Below are 20,213 nucleotides of genomic sequence, written 5' to 3'. Positions count from 1 at the left end.
GCCGGGGATGATAACGCGTCAGGCAAGCTCATCCCAGATGTAATCGCTGAACTTATCCAGCACGCTGTCGAGGTTATCGTCAAAGGTGCGCTGTAACATTGGCTTACCGCCGCGGCGGTGGAAATTACCGGTTTTGAAGACATCGTCGTCGAGCACGACTTTCTCTTTTAGCGCCTGGGCTAAACGGTCAAGCCAACTTAACTGCTCAGAACTCCAGTCGTTCTCGCCTTTAATACGCGCCAACGCGTGATCGACACGTTCCTCAAATGGTTTGAGCGCATTCCCCACCGCCGCACGGCGGATATGGCCGATAAGTCGGGCAGCGATATCCTCATTGCGCGTCTCTTTCCAGGCACTGCGCAGGGAGGACTCTTCAAAATGCTGGCGGTCAAACCACTCCTGCAGCTCCACCAGGCCTTTGCGGGTGAGGTCTCGCGGGCGATTGATCACCGCCTGCAGCGCAGTCTGGGCATTAGGGGCGTGGTTGACCAAATCATCAAATGCTTCGAGAAAATCCTGCGGCGTGTCGTAATCGCCGTACAGCGATTTGACGCTCACCACCTCATCGTCAATATCGAGGAAGATCGGCGCGTCACGCAGGGCATTGATATCGGTTTTCAGCCTTTCCAAGCGGGCGATAAAGCCGGGAAGCTTATTGAAAATCTCAGCGCTCCAGTGCGGCCCTTTCTCACGCAGGCGTGAGGCCAGGCCGCCGAAGTTGACGCCCGCGGCATCCAGGCACAATTCGTCCAGGCGGCGGACCTGTTTATCCACCGCTTCGCTGCGGTCGCGGTTATAGGCCGCGAGGCCGATGATCCGCTGCAGTTTAGCGACCAGCTGTTCATGGCTGTGTTCGGCGAAGCTACGGCCATCCGCTTCGAGGGTTTTGTAGGTTTCCGAGTCGGTAATTTCGTTGACCAGCGTTTGCAGCTCCACCAGTGGACGCACAACCACCGGGCGCATGGTGTCGACGCTTTCCAGTGAGCTGTAGATATCCACGCAGTCGAAAATCTTAAAGCTGGTTTTCCCTACCGACGGGCACAGACGCGTGGCGCGGCCCTTCATCTGCTCGTAGAGAATGCGGCTTTTAACTTTGCGCAGGAACACGATATTACAGATAGATGGGATATCGACGCCGGTGGTCAGCAGGTCGACGGTGACCACGATATTAGGCAGCCGCTCTTTGTTGAAGCGAACGATCATGCTTTGCACTTTCTTCGCGTCTTTATCGGCATCACCGGTGATCTTAATAATGGCGTCGTGCTCAAGCTGCGGGTACTTTTTCTTAAATGCGGTGCGCAGCTCATCCACCACCATATCGGCATGGGCGTTAGTCACGCAGAACACCAGCGTTTTTTGCTGCCCGGTGGGATCAAGATATTTGGTGAGCTCACCGCATACCGCGCGGTTAAACGCCGGGATCACTAGGCCGCGGTTAAAATCGGCGACCTCAAAGTCCTGATCGTCGGCCAGCGTGTCGTTGATCAGCTCACCTTGCGGGTCCAGACGTTCCACCTGTTCACCCTCGGACAGATAGACCCCATCCTGCGCGTTGCGGGTCACGATCTGAATGGGTGGATCCTGGTCGATCAGGTAGCCATCGATCACCGCCGTACGGTAGGTGTAGCGGTAAACCGGTTCACCGAAAATATCTACCGTATGCAGTGCTGGCGTGGCGGTCAGGGCAATTTTTACCGCATCGAAGTGGTCGAGAATGCGACGGTAGGCGGAAACGTAATCCAGCTGGCTGCGGAACTGCAGCTCGCCTTCGGTCTGCTCTTTATCGAGAATGTAGCCGCGGTGCGCTTCATCGACGACGATACAGTCGTAGCGGCCGACCGGCATCGGTTCATCGGACTGCAGCGTGCGTTTGACCAGCGACTGCACCGTGGCAACGTGGATTTTGGTGCTGTCTTCCGGGAATTTATCGGTCAGGCCTTTGATATCGAAAATGCTGTTAAAGGTGTCGCCGTTAATCCGTGTGTCTTCAAACGATCCCAGTGCCTGCTCACCAAGCGAACGGCGATCGACCAGGAACAGGACGCGTTTGAAACGCTGCGACTGGATCAAGCGGAACATTAGGGCAATGGCGGTACGGGTTTTACCAGTTCCGGTCGCCATCGCCAGCAGGATTTCTTGCTGACCGTTAACTATCGCCTTCTCTACCGCGCGAACGGCGTCTTCCTGGTAATAGCGCAGACCCAGCTCGTTCATCCCGGGGTTTTCAGCAAACCACTGGTTTTGTTTCTGTGGGTCGCTGCCCAGCATATCCAGCAGCTCTTCCGGGCGATGCCACTCCGGCAGCGCTTTCGACATGTTGGTAGTGTGGCGGACGTCGCGATACCAGATGCCGCTTTTGGTCTTCATCGCCGCGCGGTATTCGCGCCCGTTGGTAGAGTAACAGAAGGGAATTTTAAAACGCTGTTCACCGCTGGTGTCCTGCCAGCTGATTTCATAGTTCGGTACGGCTTCGTGTACTTCATCAGGAGCGTAGTGCTCCAGCAGCGTGTCGCGTAAGAAGGCGTTATCGAAGTATTTGCTGTAGCGGTAAGATTCGTTGAGCTTGCTGGGTACATCGGTATTTTTGCGTTTTGCTTCAACGACGGCAATGGGCTTAAGGCCAACGAACAGCACGTAATCGGCAAAGCCTGTTTTCCCCGTTTCATCTGTACCCGTCGGCCATTCGGCAATTGCTTTATTGATACCGGGTTCCGGACGAGCGCCTTTGGCAAAGCGTAACGTTTTGCTGTCGGCCTGCCAGCCCGCTTTACGCAGCTGTGCGTCTATCAGGAAGCGGCTCTCTTCCTCACTGAGATTCAGGGTGCGCTTGATAGCCTGGTCGGTAATCTCTTTATGGTATGCCTTGCGTTCCTGTTCGGTCTGTTTTGCTAACTCGGCATTTTTGGCGGCGAGCTGCGCTTCCAGGGCGGCCACGCGGGCTTTGGCTTGTGCTTCGGTTTCCTGCTGTTTACCTTCGAGAACGGCAATGTAACCATTGAGGGCAATCAAACGTTGCTGTTGAGCTTCCAGCTCCGCCTGGCTCTGTACTTTTTCCTGTGACTGCTGTTCCAACTGCTGTTTCAGCGTGAGGACTTCGGCGTGGTAGCGAGCCTCACCGTGCTCAGGCAGCACAAAAACCGGCACCGGGAAATCGTAATCTTTGGTTACTAGCCGGTAGTACCAAACGGCAAGGCGGAATCCGAGGCGCAGGCACATCTGGGCATCATCCAGGTCATTATGGTATTCGTGTACCGCCTGGTTACCAACTCGGCGCAATTTGTGGAATACAGAAAGGATGTTGTCATCAATAAAGGCAATTTTGCCTAATTCACGCAGAAGATCGTGTTGATTCTCACAGAGGGGCATATCCAGTAGCAGGCCAAGATGTTTAGCCGTCGCTTCACCAAACATACGCATTTTAATCAACGTAGTGTTGGGATCATCCGGGTAGTTATTTTCCGCCGCACAGGCGATGGCATAGGTGAAATCGTTGACGCCCTTTAAGAACTCAAAATTAGATTTAGTCATCATTAAGTTTTAATCCATCGCTGTGCAAGCCTATCCATATAATTAAGGCTCATAACTATTTATCTTAACTTTCCGTATCTTTCCGAGCAATGACCAACGTCACAGCAATTGACTACTGGCATAGGGCAGCCCCACTCTGGCAACCACTAGAAAACTTCAGGGGATCTCTACAATACCAACATCTTCTCTTTGTCGCTAAGGTGATCCGGCAAGGCTATGTCTCCGCTTACGCTTCCGGCTTGGCGGTATGAACTTTCACATCACTCAGAACCATGATGACTAACCTTTCAAGGGTTCGATGTGGTTACAAACATTATCGAACCGGGATATCCCTGCAATTTTACCTACTTCAGTAGGTTGGTGCGGATTGAATAAAGTTGGCTTAAGTGGAATAAAAGATGTTTCCCCAATAATCAGAACCTAACAGCTCTGCCTCGGCAACGTGACCGGCATTCCTGCCCGCACCGCGCACTATCGCCCTGCCAACCGCGCGCACTGCTGCCTGATACCCTCAAAAATGCATTCCGCTAATTCGGCTGGGAACGAATCAGGTAGCAGTCCAATGACACGATCAATCACTCCCGGGGTTGCTGCCAGCAGCTCTTCAATAATGGATTCAACCTCCTGTTGGCCTAATCCGGTTATTTCACCGTGTTTTATCCAGTGGCGGCGTCGGATCTGGCTAAGCAGGTAATGGTTACTGCTCCCGCGAACGGCCATCGCCAGTTTGCACTTCTGCCAGGCTATCTGGTTATTGCCCGGGCCAATCAGCGGCCAGGCCGATAGCACATCGTACAGTGGCGTCAGGTGGTAACGATTTTGCGGTAAATGCGCAATACTGAAATTCTTTGCGTGGCCATCTGTCGCGGCCAGCAGCCAAAAAATAATCTGCGCTTTAAAGAAATGCCTGCGATCTGCTTCAGCCTGTTCCGAGCGACTCAGAATTTCCATAATATCGGTAATACCGGGGCCTCCGTCTGATTGATACTTCCTCAGCGGCGAAACGCCCAGAGCCTGGCACATATCCTCTTGCGGCAGGCGGATCCACCACTGTTTATCGCTTGATAATTTTCTGTCAAAACGCTCAACGATCAGTGCCTTTTGATCTTCAAACTGCGCAATATGGGTACTTGCTACCGGCACACCATAGTGTTCAACAATCAGGGAGCAGAGCCATTCATTTTCGATGGACGTGCGCATATCGGCCCGCATGTTTCCGACTAGGCCTAGCGCTAATTTGAAAATATGCGTGGTCGGCGTATTTCCCTCAGGTAAACACCACTGGTTGTCATGCCACAGCAGCGCCGTTTTTTCCTGGGCGCCGGCGATGGATAAACGCAGATCGTCGTCCTGCCCCTGTCGCCCCGGTAACGTCGTGGTAGTATTGCGGAGCATTTCGGCGATTTGCGCCTCTGCCAGCGGGCGTTGCCTGATGGAAAATATATCCGCAGGTTGCTCACCGATATCGAGAAGCTGTATGGCACCAACACAGTCGCGGCCCAGTTCGGCCAATAAGTCGAAAGGGTCCAGACTTTCGGCATGATAGCGCATAGCCAAACGTCGGCGGATCCCCTCGCTATCCGGCAGCAGGTTATCGAAATAATCGCGTACCACGCTACCGCGATAAGGCTGATTCCCCGGCGTGAAAGGCAAAGAAAGCGACAAAGGCCTCCCCTGACTATCGGCAATCCACTCAGGCAGATACTCCAGCCGATCTTCACCTCTACGCTTTTCCCAGTATCCCACCGGAATACCGTTCATCCAGATAGCTAACCGTTGTTGCGAACGACGCATCTCGTCACCACTGTTCCCGTCTTGCAGGCGAGTCTACATGAGTTGTAGAGGTTTCTTCCGTTTCACATCCCAGAGAGGCAAGCTCTGAGGAAAGCGCCATTTCAACCCCCAGCACATTAAACACCCTAAAAAGGCGCTCCAGACTGGCTGATGCAGGGTTTGACTCCAGGCGCGCATAGGTCTGCTGAGTGACACCCAGCCTCTCCGAAACGTCTTTTTGCGTCAGACCTTTTGCTTTACGAAAGCCCACCAGCAAAGGGCGTAGCTGGCTTAGTGTTTTTAACGGATAGACGGTATTCATAGATAGCGGCTCGCTGGCTTATCGCTGTGTACAGATTATAGGCTGTTTTGTCCACGTTACACCTTACAGACTGTAAATGCAAAATACAGCCTATAGGGCGTTTTATTATTAATACAGCTTATAAACTGTTATATGAAGAGTAAACCAGCTGCGGAACGGAGTGCTGACTATGCAGTAGCCCTGGCAAAATTTACTCCGGGGCATTGGCGATCTTCTCTGTTGCTCATCAGCGCGGGTCAATGCGGCAGTTATTGAAAAAGTAAGCCACTTTATGAAATCGTCAGTCCGTTCTCCAGTGCAACCAAAACTCCTGAGCGGCTAACTCGCATGATCACATTAAAACCTAATACGGCTCCAACATAACCTCTTCACCCCGTTTCCACACAATAAACCCGGCCTCATAAGGATGCAAAGGCGTACTAACAATAACACTGTATCCTTCACCAGGGATAAAATCATACTCACCGATGCCGGGCACACACTTCCCCGGTTCCAACGCGACAGGCGTGTTTGCATATGACTTTTCATAGACATAATTATCATTGCCATATTTCCATATAGCTACTTTCAGAATGGACTCTTCTCTTTCCATGTCATTCTTATCAACAAAAACGCAGATCTTGCTACCTACAGTCGTTGCTTTTGCCGGGCGTAAATTGACTTTATCCCCCATAGGACAACCAGAGATAAAAAGAGGAATAAAGAGTAAGAGGAATTTTTTCATAGTGGCAGCCCTGCTATTCCTATTACAGGTTGTAATTTCTATAGAATTAATAAATTACTCTCATGATAATCTTTAGTTAAAACATCTCATTGCAATCTAATCGGGCTTCAGCATCATGCTTCCACCTTTCTTCCACACAACAAAACTGCTCCGATATGAATTCAGCGGCGTTCTTACCAATACGGTGTATCCTTCACCGGCGATAAAATTAAACTCACCGATACCTGGAACACACTTGTTGGCCTCCAACGTTATCGGGCTGTAAGCATATGATTTTTCGTATACGTAGGTATCGCCCCCTTGCTTCCAGATGGCGATATTCAGTATGGATTCATTTTTTACGATATCGTTCTCATTAAAAAAGACGCAGACTTTACCGTCTACGATCTTACTTTGTACTTGATAGAGATTAAACTTGTCACCGGTTGGGCAACCCGAGATAAAAAGAGGAAGAAGAAGGAATAAATATTTTCTCATAGTGGCAGCCCTGCGCTTCTGATGATGGGGTGAAATTGTGACAATGTCCTTCTGTCCACTATCCCGATGAGTTTCCTGTTTGGCAAGCGGAAGAAGATTTTCGGCCCATATCTCTTGAGAATGAAATAGTCCGCAATTATCGATGCCTGCTGTTCCATGCTGTAGTGGCGCAGCAAAGGTTGATCAAGCCGATATTGATAACTTACCGCCCAACTGAGAAGCCCACGGGTGCGTACCCACATGCCCTTCTGATGCTGCCAAACGTGTGCCATCTCATGAATGAAAAGATGCTGAGCTTCAGGATCTTGGCTCGCATAATCTCTTTCATAAAGTGACCTACGAAAGTACAGCTCCCCATTCGGGCTCATCGCCGTGTACTGATTCTGTAACCCAAACGGCAGATAGCTGTCGCAGTGAACCAATACGGTCTGATAGAAAATGGTGCTGCCAAACACCGAACGCGCCAGATTGACTTCGCCCGGCGTTAACGCCCGCGTGATCCCTTCCTGTTGTGGCTCCATCCTGGAACTCCTTGATCCGAAAGGGTTCAATGAAACGCCATTTTAGCCTTTAAGGTCAATCAGATAGGCCTTAGGAAAGCATCAGGAAGATCCGGTTTTTACTGAAATGGGAAATACGTCAATACAGAGTAACGTGGGCAGGTAGAGGCGGAGGTCAAATTCCAGGCACAAAAAAACCACCTCTCGGTGGCTTCTTGTTCGCGCGGTACTTAATGGTGCCGAAGGCCGGACTCGAACCGGCACGTATCTCTACGGTTGATTTTGAATCAACTGCGTCTACCGATTTCGCCACTTCGGCACTGAAGTAGTATGCGGAAAACGGGTGCATTATACCTTCCCGCGATCGGTGCGCAAGAGTTATCAGGCATTCAATGAGTTAAATGTTGAAAAAAGCGTCACAATCCCCGTTTACCCTCTTATTGCGGCGTTTGCCGCATCTTCCTCCCACACTTTCACCCTCCTCGCAACAAAACCGCAGATCCGATCACAATTTCACCAAATGCTGATTTTAAAGCCATATGAAAGAGAATAAGGTGAATAAATAAAATTAAATGAAAATAAAAGAAGGATAAACGCAATGAATGAAACAGCCAGACGCATGGCCAGGTTAATCGATCTGAGCGCGGTGCAGGCCACCAATACCGAGGAAGACGTGCGCCACTGCGCCGTACTGGCCAGTCGCTATCGCATTATCTCGGTGCACGTGCTGCCGTGCTGGACGCGTTTCCTCAGCACTTTGCTGCCGGAGCGCGGCCAGGCGGACGTGATGATTGGCGGGCCGGTCGGCTTTCCCGGCGGCGGGCAAACCACCGATCTCAAGGTGCAGGAGGTGCGCCAGCTGATCGCCGAGGGCGCGCGCGAGGTCGATATGGTGGTGAACATCGGCAAGGTGCTGTCGGGGGATTACGACTATGTGCGCGAAGATCTGCGCCGGGTAGTCGAGGCCGCCGCACCGGTGCCGGCCAAAGTCATTCTGGAGACGCACTATCTGAACGAGCAGCAGATCCGTCGGGTGTGCGACATCGCTGTCGAGGTCGGCATGGCCTGGGTGAAAACCTCCACCGGCTGGGCACCGACCGGCGCCACGGTAGAGAAGGTAGCGATCATCGCCGATCAGTTGCGTGGCCGCATTCAAATCAAAGGGGCCGGCGGCATTCGCGATCTGGACACGGTGCGCGCGCTATATCGGCTGGGCGTGCGCCGCTTCGGCATGAGCGCGGCGGCCACCCAGCGTGTGCTGGAGCAGCTCGAACAGGATCCAGGCCTGTTCCCGGAACTGAACGATAACTAATCTTGCGCGATCCCAGCGCACGCTTCTGCGAGTGGCCCGCGCCATCCGCCACGGGAGTGATAACAATGAAAGATTTACTTCTTACCCTTGATATCGGCACCGGCAGCACCCGCGCCGGGCTGGTCACCAACACCGGGGAAATCCTTGGCTTCGCCCAGCGTGAGTACGAACAGATCACGCCGCAGGCCGGTTGGTCGGAACAACCGCCTTCACTGTGGTGGCAGAGTGTCTACCAGTGTACGCAGGAGCTGTACGCGCGCTACGCCGAATACTGGCCGCGTATCGCCGCCGTCGGCGCCTGCGGGCAGATGCACGGCACGGTCTTGCTCGATGCCGACGGCGAGCTGGTCGTCGATCGCGCCATGCTGTGGAACGACAAACGCGCGCAGCCGCAGGTGGCGCGCTTTAGCCACCAACAGCCGCCGCAGCCCTGGCTCGAACTGTTGAACAATCCCCCCACCGCCGCCTGGCCGGCGTTCAAACTGGCCTGGCTGCGTGAGCATCACCCATCGCAGTGGGAGCGCATCGCCACGGTGTTGATGCCTAAGGATTACGTCAATTTCCGGCTCTGCGGCGTACGCGCCACCGATTACAGCGAAGCCTCCTGCTATTACCTGATGGACAGCGCCACGCTGCAGTGGTCGCCAGAGGCACTGCGGCAGTTCGGGCTGCGCGCCGATCAGCTGCCCGCCATCCATCTTTCCAGCGAGGTGATTGGCCACATTACGCCCGCAGCGGCACGCGTGACCGGTCTGCCGCCGGGCGTGCCGGTGGTAGCGGGCACGGCGGATATGGCCGCTACCCTGCTCGGTTCCGGCGTCTATCAGGCCGGCATCGCCTCCGACAGCACCGGCACCTCCACGCTGCTCACCGTGGTCTCGGAACACCCGCTGCTCTCTGCCAGCGTCAACAACCTGCACCTGGCCAACTCGGCCTGGGGCGGTTTTACCCTGCTCGATGCCGGTGGCGACGCCATGCGCTGGGCGCGTTCGGCGCTGAGCGCCGGCCAACTCAGCCATCAGCAGATGCTCGATATGGCGGCCGAGGTGCCGCCGGGTGCCGAGGGGCTGCTGTTCCTGCCCTACCTGACCGGCGAGCGGTTGGCGGAACACACCAACTCGCGCGCGCAGTTCTTCGGCCTGCAGCGCAAGCATAGGCAGCCGCATCTCTACCGCGCGGTGCTGGAAGGCGTAGCGCTGGCCTCCCTGCGTAATCTCCAGCAGCTCAGGCGCCACGCACAGGAGCCGGAGGCAATGATCGCCTCCGGCGGCGGCGCACGCAGCCCGCTGTGGCTGCAGATCAAAGCCTCGGTCTATAACCTGCCGCTGCTGCAGACGCGCAATCAGGAGAACGGCACCACCGGCTGCGCGATCGTCGCCGGGGTCGGCGTCGGGCTGTTCAGCAGTTTTGCCCAGGGGGTGAGCCGCACCGTCAGCATCGAGCGCGAATTTACCCCCGATCCACGCCAGCACGAACACTACCTGCGCTGCTTCGAGCTGTTCGAACAGCTCTACCGCCAGGCGCAGCCCCTCTACGAACAGCTTGACGTTATTAGCTCGTTCTCTTTTTCTCCGGATGAAGGAACACCGCAATGAGCGACTCTCTGATTAACAAGGGCGACATCGCGCAGCACGCCGCGGCCGAAAGTATCGACCGCAGCGCCTATCTGCCCGCTACGCCCTGGCTGCAGCTGATGCTGGTCTGCTGCCTGTTCGCCCTGTGGGGCATGGCCGGCAACCTGAACGATATTCTGATCGCCCAGTTCAAAAAGGGGTTCGATCTGTCGGATACCCAAACCGCACTGGTGCAGTCGATCTTCTTCCTCGGCTACTTCGTGATGGCGCTGCCCGCCGCAGCGGTGATCAAACGCTACTCGTACAAGGTGGCGATCGTAATCGGCCTGTGTCTGTACGCGCTCGGCTGCTTCCTGTTTATCCCGGCAGCGCAGATCATGACCTACGGTGCCTTCCTGGCCTGCCTGGGGGTGATCGCCACCGGGCTGTCGTTCCTGGAAACCTCCGCCAATACTTACTCCAGCCTGCTGGGGCCGCTGGAAACCTCCACCCAGCGCATCAACTTCTCGCAGATCTTCAACTCGCTGGGGATCATTTTTGGCGTATTGATCGGCCAGCAGCTGGTGTTCGGCAAAAACGATCCCAGCCACGCCGAGCTGCTGCAGATGCCACCGGCGGCGGCCGAAGCGGCGCGCACCCAGATGGTGTCGCAGGTGGTCACGCCTTATCTGATCATCGGCAGCGTGCTGATCGTGCTGGCGCTGATCTTCGTGGCGGTGAAATTCCCCGCCTGCAAAACCCAACGCTCGCACCAGGGAGCGGGCAAGCCGCTGATGCAGTCGCTGAAGATCCTGCTGGCGCTGCCGCGCTTCCGGCTGGGAGTACTGTCGCAGTTCCTGTATGTCGGCGCGCAGGTAGGGCTGTGGAGTTTCACCATTCGTTTTGTGCAAATGATTGAACAGGGGGCAACCGAGCATTCGGCCACCTACTGGCTGCTGGCCACGCTGGTCTGTTACTCGGCCGGCAAGGTGGTCACCACCGCGCTGATGAAAAAGTTCAGCCCGGCGCGGTTGCTCGGCGTGTTCTGTTCGGTATGCGTGCTGCTGTTGCTGCTGGCCGTCAACATCCAAAGCCTGCTGGCGGTAGTGGCGATCATGGGCGTCAACTTCTGCATGGCGCTGTGCTGGCCAACCAACTTTGGCCTGACGATCAAAGGGCTGGGCGAAGAAACTCAGGTGGCCGGTTCGATCGTGGTGATGTCGATCATCGGCGGCGCGGTGGTGCCGTTAATCATGGGCATCATCTCCGATCTCAACGGCGGCGATATGCAGATCGCCTTCGCAGTACCGCTGGTCTGCTTCGCCTACGTCGCCTTCTATGGCTTCTACTGCGCGCGCAAGGGGATTTGATATGGCACACCGGATTAACGGGTTGATGCACATCGGTCTGCGCTGCGCCGATATCGAACGCGCCGCCGGCTTCTATCGTTCACTCGGTTTCGAACCCCGGCAAACGCTGGCGCTCGGCGGCCCCGTCGCCGTACAGTTTTTGCAGTTAGGTGAGCTAACGCTGGAGTTATACCAGCTACCTGACGAAGGGCAGACTCGCCCCGCCAGCGCCTATGGTATCGACCATATCGCTTTGCGGGTCACTGATCTGGCGGCTACGCAACGCTGGCTGGCTGAGCTGGGGTATCCGGTGATTGAAGGGCCGACGCTGCAGCCCAGCGGTGCCAACGGCGTGCGTTATCTGATGATCGCCGGGCCGGACGGTGAGCGGGTGGAGTTCAGCCAACCGCTGTAATGTTTCTTCCCACATAGCACAAGGCCCGATGGCGGTTATAAGCCATCGGGCCTCATTCGCATTTTTGTCAGCTCACGAGCCTTTACCGCCATAGACATGCACCTTATCGGCCATCGCCTACATTTCCTTAATCACCCTACCAGGCAGCACCAAATAATCCCCAACCTCAATGGCAATACTGCAAATAATTGCATAATAATGTGTCAGCCAATAAAAATGAGTTTACGTAACATTGCAGGAACAATATTTTTTCATTTATGGCAGTCATGGCTGGAATAAGCCAATGGGAACGGGGTTGTCAGGAGAGAGATGTTATTTGTTGAGAGGGGATTTTATCTGGAACCAACAGAAAATAGCGTGCATACGTAACAAAACAGCAACCCAAAGCTAAAAACCAGCAGAGAACACTTGCCTCTGCTGAGTTGATAGCTTTAAGATGGTGTAAGAAAATTTTCCCTGGTGTTGGCCGATCTTGGCAGCCTGACCCTACGAGGTCAGGTTTTTTTTATGTTTTTTTCATCAAAAATTGACTAGAAAAGTGTATCGCCTTAGGGAGTTAGAAGCTAGTTAGACTAAAGTATAGTACCCTACTAGACCTTCATCAGTTCAGTTGGGTTATTATTTCACATAGCGGAAATCGGCTGCCAGCACTATTTTTCACTCTGTATCTCAGCCGCCACGGCGTTCTACCACGACCACCACACGCTGCTCATTTCACACAAAAACCCAAAATACCCGCAGAACCATCACGAAATAGCACCGTTTCTGTCATCAAAATAATGTGATCTCTATCAGATATTTTTTAAGATGAATTTAACTTCTGTAGAAGTTCAGGCCCTGGGACATCACTCCAGCTGCCCTTTACACGCTTATTCCTCTGCCGGATGACAAAGTCATGCCTTATCGGGAAATCTCCAGTAATAAAATATCACCAATTCACTATTAAAATAATGAAAACACCATTCATTATAAAATAACCGGTTAATATTTCGCCACGAAAGATAACGCCGGGCAGCCAAGGAGCAAATTGAAATCCTCTCTTGCCTTATAGGCCAGGGCGTTCAATCTCGCTGACTTGCTTTGTTCACCGTCCCATTGCCCTGAAACTGTCTCGCCACACGGCATAATAAGGTTAGCGCCGATCGCTTAAAAAGCCTTATCATTCTCACGCACCGGCATGCTCGTAGTGAAACTTCGCTGATGTTACTGGATAAAGTTATTTCTCTTAATTTATTCAAAGGTAACATTATGTTTAATATTTACAGCACCAACTACGCATCAATGAGCACCGAAAAATCAGCAGATCTTTATGTTTTAAGGAAAAATGTCTTTAAAGACAGGCTGCAATGGGCCGTGAACTGTTCAGACGGCAAGGAGCTGGATGAGTTTGATAATGATAAGACAAACTATATATTTGGCGTAAAGGACAACATGATAGTTTGTGGTACCAGGATGATTGATATGAAACACAAGAATATGCTGAACAGCGCATTTTCCTCTTTCTTTCATGACATTGTCATTCCAGAAGGGAATTTCATCGAATCCACACGCTTTTTCGTCGATAAAGAAAGAACCCAGTCACTGCTGGGTCGCCGGTTCCCTGTGACTCTGGCGCTGTTCTTATCGCTGATCAACTATGCGCGGCAACACGGCTATGACGGCATACTGGCCGTCTCCAGCCATCCTATGTTGCATATCATCAAAAGCTCCGGCTGGAACGTCACGCTGCTGAAAACAGGCATATCGGAAAAGAACGAGCCCGTTCATTTGCTGTTGGGCCACGTTGATCGTCAGAGCCAGGAGGCATTAAAAAACAGAATATTCAAAAAGTTGAATACGCAAGACGAGCACATGCTAAACGCCTGGCCGTTGAGCGACGAACCTGCGTTCTAATCACCCCACCGGTTTAATCAGCTGAAGTTCCATCCCTAAACGGATAGCATGCCGGGCATTCGCCACCCCCAGCTTTTTGACAATGTTCCCCATATGAAACTTGATGGTGCAGGTTTTGATCCCCAGGATCATGCCCATTTCCTGGTAGGTTTTCCCTACGCTGGCCCAATAGAGGATCTCGTTTTCTCTCTCGGTAAAACGGGCGTTTTTTTCCTGGCGCGCGGTGTTTTTTTCGGACAGTGAAGTCAGCGTCAAATACATCTCATGGGTCGATGCCAGCAGCAACGAAATATCGCCTTTATGCTGATTCAGCATCTGCATGGTTTCCGCCTTGCGCTCGGCAGCGAGGGTAAAGGAAAGGGTCACTAGATTATTATTAAAATCATGCAACACGAAGGTATAGCCGTCGGCTACGCCGAATTCGCGTGCTTGCTCGAACAACTCAGAAAAGCGGAAGCCGGCGCCGGCCATCAGATTCTCATCCCAGGCAAAAGGCGTCAGGCGATTGAGCGCCGTAATGACTACCGGATCGGTATATTGTAGCCCCTGCTCTTTATATTGCTTTACCCATTCACCGGGATAATTGGTGACGCCAAAGATACATGACATATCTTTCTTGGATAACACCACGTAGGCCCAGATAAGCTCGCCGAAATCGCCTAATGCCGCTTCCAGATGCTTGCTGATAATGTGACTGATATTCTCTTCATATTCCATTAACTGCCTGCCCCGCTACCCAATACGCTGCTGGGTAGACTATACCAAAAAGGATCGACGCGCCGTAACCTTCACATTCTTCTACGGGCAGTCCGGCTGCGGTAGCCGGCAAGCCGCTTTGCCTGCGGACGATGTGCAAGGTATATTAGCCGCACATCCATTGTGCCGGTCAGGAGTGAATGAGTGAGCATGTTCGCAGAAGAGCGCCAGGAAAAACTCCTCGCCATTCTCAAGGAGAAGCGCAAGCTCTCCGTAGGGGAAATGAGCTCGCGCTTTAACGTCTCCGGCGCCACCATCCGCACCGATCTGCGCATTCTGGAAGACGCCGGTATGCTGACACGCACCCATGGCGGCGCCATTCTGCGCACCCGCGCCAGCTTTGAGGTCGGTTCCGATCAGCGTGAAGAGGTGAACCTCAACGCCAAGGAGCAAATCGGTCAACTGGCCGCCGGCCTGGTGGAAGACGGCGATATCATCGTGCTGGACACCGGCACCACCACCCTGCAGATCGCTCGCCATTTGCGCCAAAAGCGCAACCTGACTGTGGTTACCAACGATTTCATGATCGCCAAGAGTCTGGAGGACGTCGAGTCTATCCAAATCATCTTGCTGGGCGGCATCGTCAAAAAGGGCTATCACTGCGCAGTCGCCATCAACGGCCGTTCACTGCTGGATACGCTGAACATCGACAAGGCGTTTATGGGCACCAACGCGCTGTCGTTGAAACAGGGCGCCTGCGTGGCCGATATCATGCTGGCCGAAACCAAGCGCGCGATGGTGGAGCATGCCAATCAGGTGATCGTGGTGTGCGATCACTCCAAGCTGAGCAACACCTCGCTGGCGCAGTTCGCCTCCCCTGCCCAGATCGACACCCTGGTGCTGGATCGTCTGCCGGAAGACGCGCAAGCCTATCAGGATGCCGGCATCGCGCTGCTGAGCGTAAGCTAATCCCCCCAACAAAAAAGGCGCGGCCCCGCGGCCACGCCTTTCTTCACTACCGACCGCCCCGCTACTTGCGTTTGAGCAGCATATACACGCTGATCAGCAGGAACAGCATGCTCGGCAGCAGCGCGCCCAGCACCGGCGGCATGCTGTAGACCATGCTCAGCGGGCCGAAGATCTGATCCAGCACGTAGAACAGGAAGCCGAAGCTGATGCCGGTCACCACGCGGATACCCATCGGCACGCTGCGCAGCGGGCCGAAGATGAACGACAGCGCCATCAGCATCATCACCGCCACCGACAGCGGCGAGAAGATTTTGCTCCACATGTTGAGCTGGTAACGGTTGGATTCCTGGCCGCTCTGCTTCAGGTACTTCACGTAGTTGTGCAGCCCGCTGATGGAGAGCGAATCCGGATCCAGCGCCACTACGCCCAGCTTGTCCGGGGTCAGGTTGGTTTTCCATTCGCCGGTCAGCGTCTGGGTACCGGTCACCTGTTTCGGGTTGGTCAGATCCGAGGTGTCCACCTGCGAAAGCTGCCACAGGCCGTTCTCGAAGCTGGCGGTAGCGGCATAGCGCACCGTCTCCAGGCGACGCTGATCGTTGAAGTGGTAGATGTTCACGCCGGAGAGTTCTTTGTCGCCGGAGACGCGCTCGATGTAGATGAAGTCGTTGCCGTCCTTCGCCCACAGCCCGCTCTTGGTGGAGAGCAGCGAGCCGCCGTACATCTGCTGGGCGCGGTAGTTGCGCGCCATCTGCTCGCCCTGCGGCGCCACCCATTCGCCGATCGCCATGGTCAGCAGCACCAGCGGAATGGCGGTTTTCATCACCGAGCCGGCGATCTGCAGGCGGGTGAAGCCGGAAGCCTGCATCACCACCAGTTCACTGCGCGTCGCCAATTGGCCCAGGCCGAGCAGCGCGCCGAGCAGCGCCGCCATCGGGAAGAAGATCTCGATGTCTTTCGGCACGCTCAGCAGGGTGTACATGCCGGCGCTCAGCGCGGTGTACTCGCCCTGGCCGACCTTGCGCAGCTGATCGACGAACTTGATGATGCCGGACAGCGACACCAGCATGAACAGCGTCATGATGATGGTGTTGAAAATCGTTTTACCGATATACCGGTCTAATACGCCAAACATCAGGCCGCTCCTCTCAGGCGTGCGCGCAGCTTGCGCATCGGCACGGTATCCCACAGGTTCAGCGCCAGCGCGATCGCGAAGTAAACGCCGTTAACCAGCCACAGCCACAGCATCGGATCCAGCTTGCCCTTGCCGGCGTTGGAGCGCAGCGAGGTCTGCAGCAGGAAGAAGATCAGGTACAGCAGGATGGCCGGCAGCATGCTCAGCACGCGGCCCTGGCGCGGGTTCACCACGCTGAGCGGCACCACCAGCAGCGCCATCAGCGCCACCGAGACCACCAGCGTCAGGCGCCAGTGCAGCTCGGCGCGCGCGTCCGGATCGTCGGACTCCCACAGCGTCTGCATCGACATCTGTTCGGATTCGGTGTTGTCCGCCGCCACGGTGCGGTGGCCAATCACCGCTTTATAATCGGTGAAGTCGGTAATGCGGAAGTCGCGCAGCAGCGCGGTGCCTTCAAAGCGGGTGCCCTTGTCGAGCGTCACCACCTGCGAGCCGTCTTTCTGCTGCACGATGTTGCCGTGCTCGGCCACCACCACCGACGGGCGTTGGTTGCCGTTCGGCCGCAGCTGCGCCAGGAACACGTCGTTGAAGGTGCTGCCCTTCACGTTGCCGATAAACAGCACCGCGTTGCCATCCTGCGAGGGTTTGAACTGCCCTTCCGCCAGCCCGGCGATGCTCGGGTTGGCCTTGGCTTCGTTCACCACCACGTCCTGATAGCGCGAGGCCCAGGGGCCGGCCCAAAACACGTTCACCGCCGCGACCGCAGAGGTGAGCAGCGCCAGGATCATGGCGGCGATAATCAGGGTGCGTTTGCCCAGCCCGCAGGCGTGCATAACGGTGATTTCGCTCTCGGTATACAACCGCCCAAGCGTCATCAGCAAGCCGAGAAACAGGCTCAAAGGCAGGATGAGCTGCGCCATTTTCGGCACGCCCAACGCAAGCAGGGAGAGTACTAAGTTTGTCGGGATATTGCCGTCCACCGCGTCGCCCAACACCCTGACCAGGTTCTGACAAAAGAAGATCAGAAGCAGGATGAACAGGATGGCGATTTGGCTCTTGAGCGTTTCCCGTACCAGATATCTTATGATGATCACGCTTATTACGCCTGTGAAAACTTGTCTTTTTGCAGGAAAATCGATAATTTCATCGTTAATCCGCCATTTATTCTCATCATATGGCAACCTTCACAGCTAAAATAGTATTACAACATCAAGCCGTTTGGGTGTCCTATAGGAACTTGCTTATAGTCGCCAAAACAGAGCAATTTATGCCGTTCAGGTTAACATAATCCGTTAACTCAAATGGCAGGAGATCGTTACGGAGTCGGTTATTCTAGCCGTAGCGTCCGCCTTTGTCTTTAAGATTCAGGAGAGTGCATGGAGTTCAGTGTAAAAAGCGGTAGCCCGGAAAAACAGCGCAGTGCCTGTATTGTAGTCGGCGTTTTCGAACCGCGCCGCCTGTCCCCTATCGCAGAACAACTCGACAAAATCAGTGATGGTTATATCAGCGCATTGCTGCGCCGTGGCGAACTGGAAGGCAAGGTCGGGCAGACGCTGCTACTGCACCATGTGCCCAACATTCTCTCCGAGCGCATCCTGCTGATCGGCTGCGGCAAAGAGCGCGAGCTCGATGAGCGCCAATACAAGCAGGTGATCCAGAAAACCATCAATACCCTCAACGACACCGGCTCGATGGAAGCGGTCTGCTTCCTGACCGAACTGCACGTGAAAGGCCGCAATACCTACTGGAAAGTGCGTCAGGCGGTAGAAACCGCCAAAGAGACGCTCTACACCTTCGATCAGCTGAAAAGCAACAAGGTGGAGCCGCGCCGTCCGCTGCGCAAAATGGTGTTCAACGTGCCGACCCGCCGTGAGCTCACCAGCGGCGAGCGCGCCATCCAGCACGGTCTGGCGGTGGCTTCCGGCATCAAGGCGGCCAAGGATCTCGGCAACATGCCGCCGAACATCTGTAACGCCGGCTACCTGGCCTCGCAGGCCCGCCAGCTGGCGGACGCCTTCAGCACCCACATCACCACCCGCGTCATCGGCGAACAGCAGATGAAAGAGCTGGGCATGAACGCCTATCTGGCGGTCGGCGCCGGTTCGCAGAACGAATCATTGATGTCGGTGATGGAATATAAGGGCAACCCAAATCCGGACGCTAAGCCGATCGTGCTGGTAGGCAAAGGGCTGACCTTCGACTCCGGCGGCATCTCGATCAAACCGGCCGACGGCATGGACGAGATGAAATACGACATGTGTGGCGCGGCGACCGTGTACGGCGTGATGCGCGTGGTGGCGGAGCTGAACCTGCCGCTGAACGTGATCGGCGTGCTGGCCGGCTGTGAAAACATGCCGGGCGGCCGGGCGTACCGTCCGGGCGACGTGCTGACCACCATGTCCGGCCAGACCGTCGAGGTGCTCAACACCGACGCCGAAGGCCGTCTCGTGCTGTGCGACACCCTGACCTACGTCGAGCGCTTCGAGCCGGAGCTGGTGATCGACATCGCCACCCTGACCGGCGCCTGCGTGATCGCCTTGGGCCACCACATCACCGGCCTGATGTCGAACCACAACCCGCTGGCGCACGAGCTGCTGGGCGCTTCCGAGCAGGCCGGCGACCGCGCCTGGCGCCTGCCGATGGCCGACGAGTACTACGAGCAGCTGGACTCCAACTTCGCCGACATGGCGAACATCGGTGGCCGCCCTGGCGGTGCCATCACCGCCGCCTGCTTCCTGTCGCGCTTCACCCGCAAGTACACCTGGGCGCACCTGGATATCGCCGGCACCGCCTGGCGCTCCGGTAAAGCCAAGGGCGCGACCGGCCGCCCGGTGGCGCTGCTGTCGCAGTTCCTGCTCAACCGTGCAGGCCTGAACGGCGACGATTAAATACCCTTCATCTTTCAAGCTGCAGCGTTGTTGGCCGCATTCGTTCACCCCAGTCACTGACTTGATGTCAGCTCCTGGGGATGAACGAACTTGCCGCCTAGCTGCAACTTGAAATCTATTGGGTATATAATCCTCTCAGCAGCGAAGGGGTAGAGTTATCTGCTCCGTTCCCTAAAAGGGCGCAACCTACATGTTGTGCCCTGTTTTTTTATCGGCAGCGGTGGATCCTTAATGAAACAGGCGACGTTTTATTTGCTCGACAACGCGGAACCGTCTGGCGCGCTCAGCGCCCATGAGACCGTGGCCTGCGCCGTTGCCGCCGAACGCTGGCGTGCCGGCAAGCGGGTGCTGATCGCCTGCGAGAGCCAGGAGCAGGCCCAGCGGCTGGACGAAGCGCTGTGGCAGCGCGAGCCGCATGAATTCGTGCCGCACAACCTGGCCGGCGAAGGGCCGCACTACGGCGCGCCGGTGGAACTGTGCTGGCCCGGCAAGCGCGGCAATGCCCCGCGCGATCTGCTGATCGCCCTGCTGCCGCAGTTTGCCGATTTTGCTACCGCTTTCCATGAAGTGGTAGACTTCGTTCCTTACGAAGACACTCTGAAACAGTTGGCGCGCGACCGTTACAAGGCCTATCGCAGCGTCGGCTTCCATTTGACCACGGCTACGCCGCCAACTCACTGAA

General features: G+C 55.3%; 17 protein-coding genes and 1 tRNA gene. 8 read left to right on the top strand and 10 right to left on the bottom strand.

The annotated features are described in order from the left end of the window. Nucleotides 1–18: 18 nt before the first annotated feature. The 7 genes from hsdR to ACJ8QI_RS15420 form a co-directional block, all read right to left on the bottom strand. Nucleotides 19–3,531, bottom strand: coding sequence for a type I restriction-modification system endonuclease (gene hsdR / locus ACJ8QI_RS15450; RefSeq protein WP_337660809.1), 3,513 nt, complete (start codon nucleotides 3,529–3,531; stop codon nucleotides 19–21). A gap of 468 nt (nucleotides 3,532–3,999) precedes the next feature. Beyond that, a complete protein-coding gene (locus ACJ8QI_RS15445; RefSeq protein WP_442532775.1) occupies nucleotides 4,000–5,322 on the bottom strand; it encodes a type II toxin-antitoxin system HipA family toxin in 1,323 nt (440 codons plus the stop codon). A 4-nt stretch (nucleotides 5,323–5,326) separates the two neighbouring features. Next, the gene (locus tag ACJ8QI_RS15440; protein ID WP_182074793.1) at nucleotides 5,327–5,623 is read right to left on the bottom strand and encodes a helix-turn-helix domain-containing protein; all 297 of its coding nucleotides are present in this window, start codon (nucleotides 5,621–5,623) and stop codon (nucleotides 5,327–5,329) included. Between the two features lie 343 nt (nucleotides 5,624–5,966). Then, nucleotides 5,967–6,347 carry a putative T6SS immunity periplasmic lipoprotein gene (locus ACJ8QI_RS15435; protein WP_060426772.1) on the bottom strand — a complete coding sequence of 127 codons (381 nt, stop codon included), beginning with the start codon at nucleotides 6,345–6,347 and terminating at the stop codon, nucleotides 5,967–5,969. A gap of 96 nt (nucleotides 6,348–6,443) precedes the next feature. Next, nucleotides 6,444–6,824 carry a putative T6SS immunity periplasmic lipoprotein gene (locus tag ACJ8QI_RS15430; RefSeq protein ID WP_442532774.1) on the bottom strand — a complete coding sequence of 127 codons (381 nt, stop codon included), beginning with the start codon at nucleotides 6,822–6,824 and terminating at the stop codon, nucleotides 6,444–6,446. Further along, nucleotides 6,821–7,345 (bottom strand): type IV secretion protein Rhs, encoded by a 525-nt coding sequence (locus ACJ8QI_RS15425; protein ID WP_442532773.1) that lies wholly within the window; start codon nucleotides 7,343–7,345, stop codon nucleotides 6,821–6,823. The genes ACJ8QI_RS15430 and ACJ8QI_RS15425 overlap by 4 nt, the downstream gene beginning before the upstream one ends. Before the next feature lie 213 nt (nucleotides 7,346–7,558). Next, nucleotides 7,559–7,643: transfer RNA gene (locus ACJ8QI_RS15420), tRNA-Leu, on the bottom strand. Nucleotides 7,644–7,922: 279 nt separating this feature from the next. On the opposite strand from ACJ8QI_RS15420, the gene deoC reads away from it, so the two are divergent. The 5 genes from deoC (at nucleotide 7,923) to ACJ8QI_RS15395 (ending at nucleotide 13,846) form a co-directional block, all read left to right on the top strand. Then, nucleotides 7,923–8,636: a deoxyribose-phosphate aldolase gene (gene deoC / locus ACJ8QI_RS15415; protein ID WP_442532772.1), complete on the top strand. Its 714-nt coding sequence runs from the start codon at nucleotides 7,923–7,925 to the stop codon at nucleotides 8,634–8,636. A 65-nt stretch (nucleotides 8,637–8,701) separates the two neighbouring features. Further along, nucleotides 8,702–10,231 (top strand): xylulokinase, encoded by a 1,530-nt coding sequence (locus ACJ8QI_RS15410; RefSeq protein WP_442532771.1) that lies wholly within the window; start codon nucleotides 8,702–8,704, stop codon nucleotides 10,229–10,231. Beyond that, nucleotides 10,228–11,559: an L-fucose:H+ symporter permease gene (fucP, locus tag ACJ8QI_RS15405; protein WP_049271155.1), complete on the top strand. Its 1,332-nt coding sequence runs from the start codon at nucleotides 10,228–10,230 to the stop codon at nucleotides 11,557–11,559. The genes ACJ8QI_RS15410 and fucP overlap by 4 nt, the downstream gene beginning before the upstream one ends. Before the next feature lies 1 nt (nucleotide 11,560). Continuing rightward, nucleotides 11,561–11,953: a VOC family protein gene (locus ACJ8QI_RS15400; RefSeq protein WP_084826917.1), complete on the top strand. Its 393-nt coding sequence runs from the start codon at nucleotides 11,561–11,563 to the stop codon at nucleotides 11,951–11,953. 1,248 nt (nucleotides 11,954–13,201) lie between these two features. Further along, nucleotides 13,202–13,846, top strand: a complete 645-nt coding sequence (locus tag ACJ8QI_RS15395; RefSeq protein ID WP_049187813.1) for an acyl-homoserine-lactone synthase — start codon at nucleotides 13,202–13,204, stop codon at nucleotides 13,844–13,846. Here the strand turns inward: ACJ8QI_RS15395 and ACJ8QI_RS15390 are convergent, their stop codons facing one another. Continuing rightward, nucleotides 13,847–14,563, bottom strand: a complete 717-nt coding sequence (locus ACJ8QI_RS15390; protein WP_033636878.1) for a helix-turn-helix transcriptional regulator — start codon at nucleotides 14,561–14,563, stop codon at nucleotides 13,847–13,849. A gap of 189 nt (nucleotides 14,564–14,752) precedes the next feature. Here ACJ8QI_RS15390 and ACJ8QI_RS15385 point away from each other — a divergent pair, with 189 nt between their 5' ends. After that, a complete protein-coding gene (locus ACJ8QI_RS15385; RefSeq protein ID WP_442532852.1) occupies nucleotides 14,753–15,511 on the top strand; it encodes a DeoR/GlpR family DNA-binding transcription regulator in 759 nt (252 codons plus the stop codon). A gap of 61 nt (nucleotides 15,512–15,572) precedes the next feature. Here ACJ8QI_RS15385 and lptG read toward each other — a convergent pair whose 3' ends face one another. Together lptG and lptF are read right to left on the bottom strand one after the other, a co-directional pair. Further along, the gene (gene lptG, locus ACJ8QI_RS15380) at nucleotides 15,573–16,643 is read right to left on the bottom strand and encodes an LPS export ABC transporter permease LptG (protein WP_019453290.1); all 1,071 of its coding nucleotides are present in this window, start codon (nucleotides 16,641–16,643) and stop codon (nucleotides 15,573–15,575) included. Continuing rightward, nucleotides 16,643–17,737 (bottom strand): LPS export ABC transporter permease LptF, encoded by a 1,095-nt coding sequence (lptF, locus tag ACJ8QI_RS15375; RefSeq protein ID WP_019453291.1) that lies wholly within the window; start codon nucleotides 17,735–17,737, stop codon nucleotides 16,643–16,645. The genes lptG and lptF overlap by 1 nt, the downstream gene beginning before the upstream one ends. Nucleotides 17,738–18,019: 282 nt before the next feature. On the opposite strand from lptF, the gene pepA reads away from it, so the two are divergent. Beyond that, nucleotides 18,020–19,531: a leucyl aminopeptidase gene (pepA, locus tag ACJ8QI_RS15370; RefSeq protein ID WP_033636874.1), complete on the top strand. Its 1,512-nt coding sequence runs from the start codon at nucleotides 18,020–18,022 to the stop codon at nucleotides 19,529–19,531. Nucleotides 19,532–19,762: 231 nt separating this feature from the next. Then, nucleotides 19,763–20,212 (top strand): DNA polymerase III subunit chi, encoded by a 450-nt coding sequence (locus tag ACJ8QI_RS15365; RefSeq protein ID WP_442532770.1) that lies wholly within the window; start codon nucleotides 19,763–19,765, stop codon nucleotides 20,210–20,212. The last annotated feature ends 1 nt before the right edge of the window (nucleotide 20,213 follow it).

The sequence above is a fragment of the Serratia sp. CY84636 genome (assembly GCF_052166245.1).
Taxonomy (GTDB): domain Bacteria; phylum Pseudomonadota; class Gammaproteobacteria; order Enterobacterales; family Enterobacteriaceae; genus Serratia; species Serratia nevei.
This window is presented reverse-complemented; position numbering and strand designations above follow the sequence as displayed.

Bases quoted from the DNA above. Each gene is read 5' to 3' on its own strand.
- pepA (WP_033636874.1), top strand. From the start codon at position 18,020: ATGGAGTTCAGTGTAAAAAGCGGTAGCCCGGAAAAACAGCGCAGTGCC.
- ACJ8QI_RS15385 (WP_442532852.1), top strand. From the start codon at position 14,753: ATGTTCGCAGAAGAGCGCCAGGAAAAACTCCTCGCCATTCTCAAGGAG.
- ACJ8QI_RS15410 (WP_442532771.1), top strand. From the start codon at position 8,702: ATGAAAGATTTACTTCTTACCCTTGATATCGGCACCGGCAGCACCCGC.
- ACJ8QI_RS15440 (WP_182074793.1), bottom strand. From the start codon at position 5,623: ATGAATACCGTCTATCCGTTAAAAACACTAAGCCAGCTACGCCCTTTG.
- ACJ8QI_RS15395 (WP_049187813.1), top strand. From the start codon at position 13,202: ATGTTTAATATTTACAGCACCAACTACGCATCAATGAGCACCGAAAAA.
- ACJ8QI_RS15435 (WP_060426772.1), bottom strand. From the start codon at position 6,347: ATGAAAAAATTCCTCTTACTCTTTATTCCTCTTTTTATCTCTGGTTGT.
- ACJ8QI_RS15430 (WP_442532774.1), bottom strand. From the start codon at position 6,824: ATGAGAAAATATTTATTCCTTCTTCTTCCTCTTTTTATCTCGGGTTGC.
- lptG (WP_019453290.1), bottom strand. From the start codon at position 16,643: ATGTTTGGCGTATTAGACCGGTATATCGGTAAAACGATTTTCAACACC.
- hsdR (WP_337660809.1), bottom strand. From the start codon at position 3,531: ATGATGACTAAATCTAATTTTGAGTTCTTAAAGGGCGTCAACGATTTC.
- ACJ8QI_RS15390 (WP_033636878.1), bottom strand. From the start codon at position 14,563: ATGGAATATGAAGAGAATATCAGTCACATTATCAGCAAGCATCTGGAA.
- ACJ8QI_RS15365 (WP_442532770.1), top strand. From the start codon at position 19,763: ATGAAACAGGCGACGTTTTATTTGCTCGACAACGCGGAACCGTCTGGC.
- deoC (WP_442532772.1), top strand. From the start codon at position 7,923: ATGAATGAAACAGCCAGACGCATGGCCAGGTTAATCGATCTGAGCGCG.
- fucP (WP_049271155.1), top strand. From the start codon at position 10,228: ATGAGCGACTCTCTGATTAACAAGGGCGACATCGCGCAGCACGCCGCG.
- ACJ8QI_RS15425 (WP_442532773.1), bottom strand. From the start codon at position 7,345: ATGGAGCCACAACAGGAAGGGATCACGCGGGCGTTAACGCCGGGCGAA.
- ACJ8QI_RS15445 (WP_442532775.1), bottom strand. From the start codon at position 5,322: ATGCGTCGTTCGCAACAACGGTTAGCTATCTGGATGAACGGTATTCCG.
- ACJ8QI_RS15400 (WP_084826917.1), top strand. From the start codon at position 11,561: ATGGCACACCGGATTAACGGGTTGATGCACATCGGTCTGCGCTGCGCC.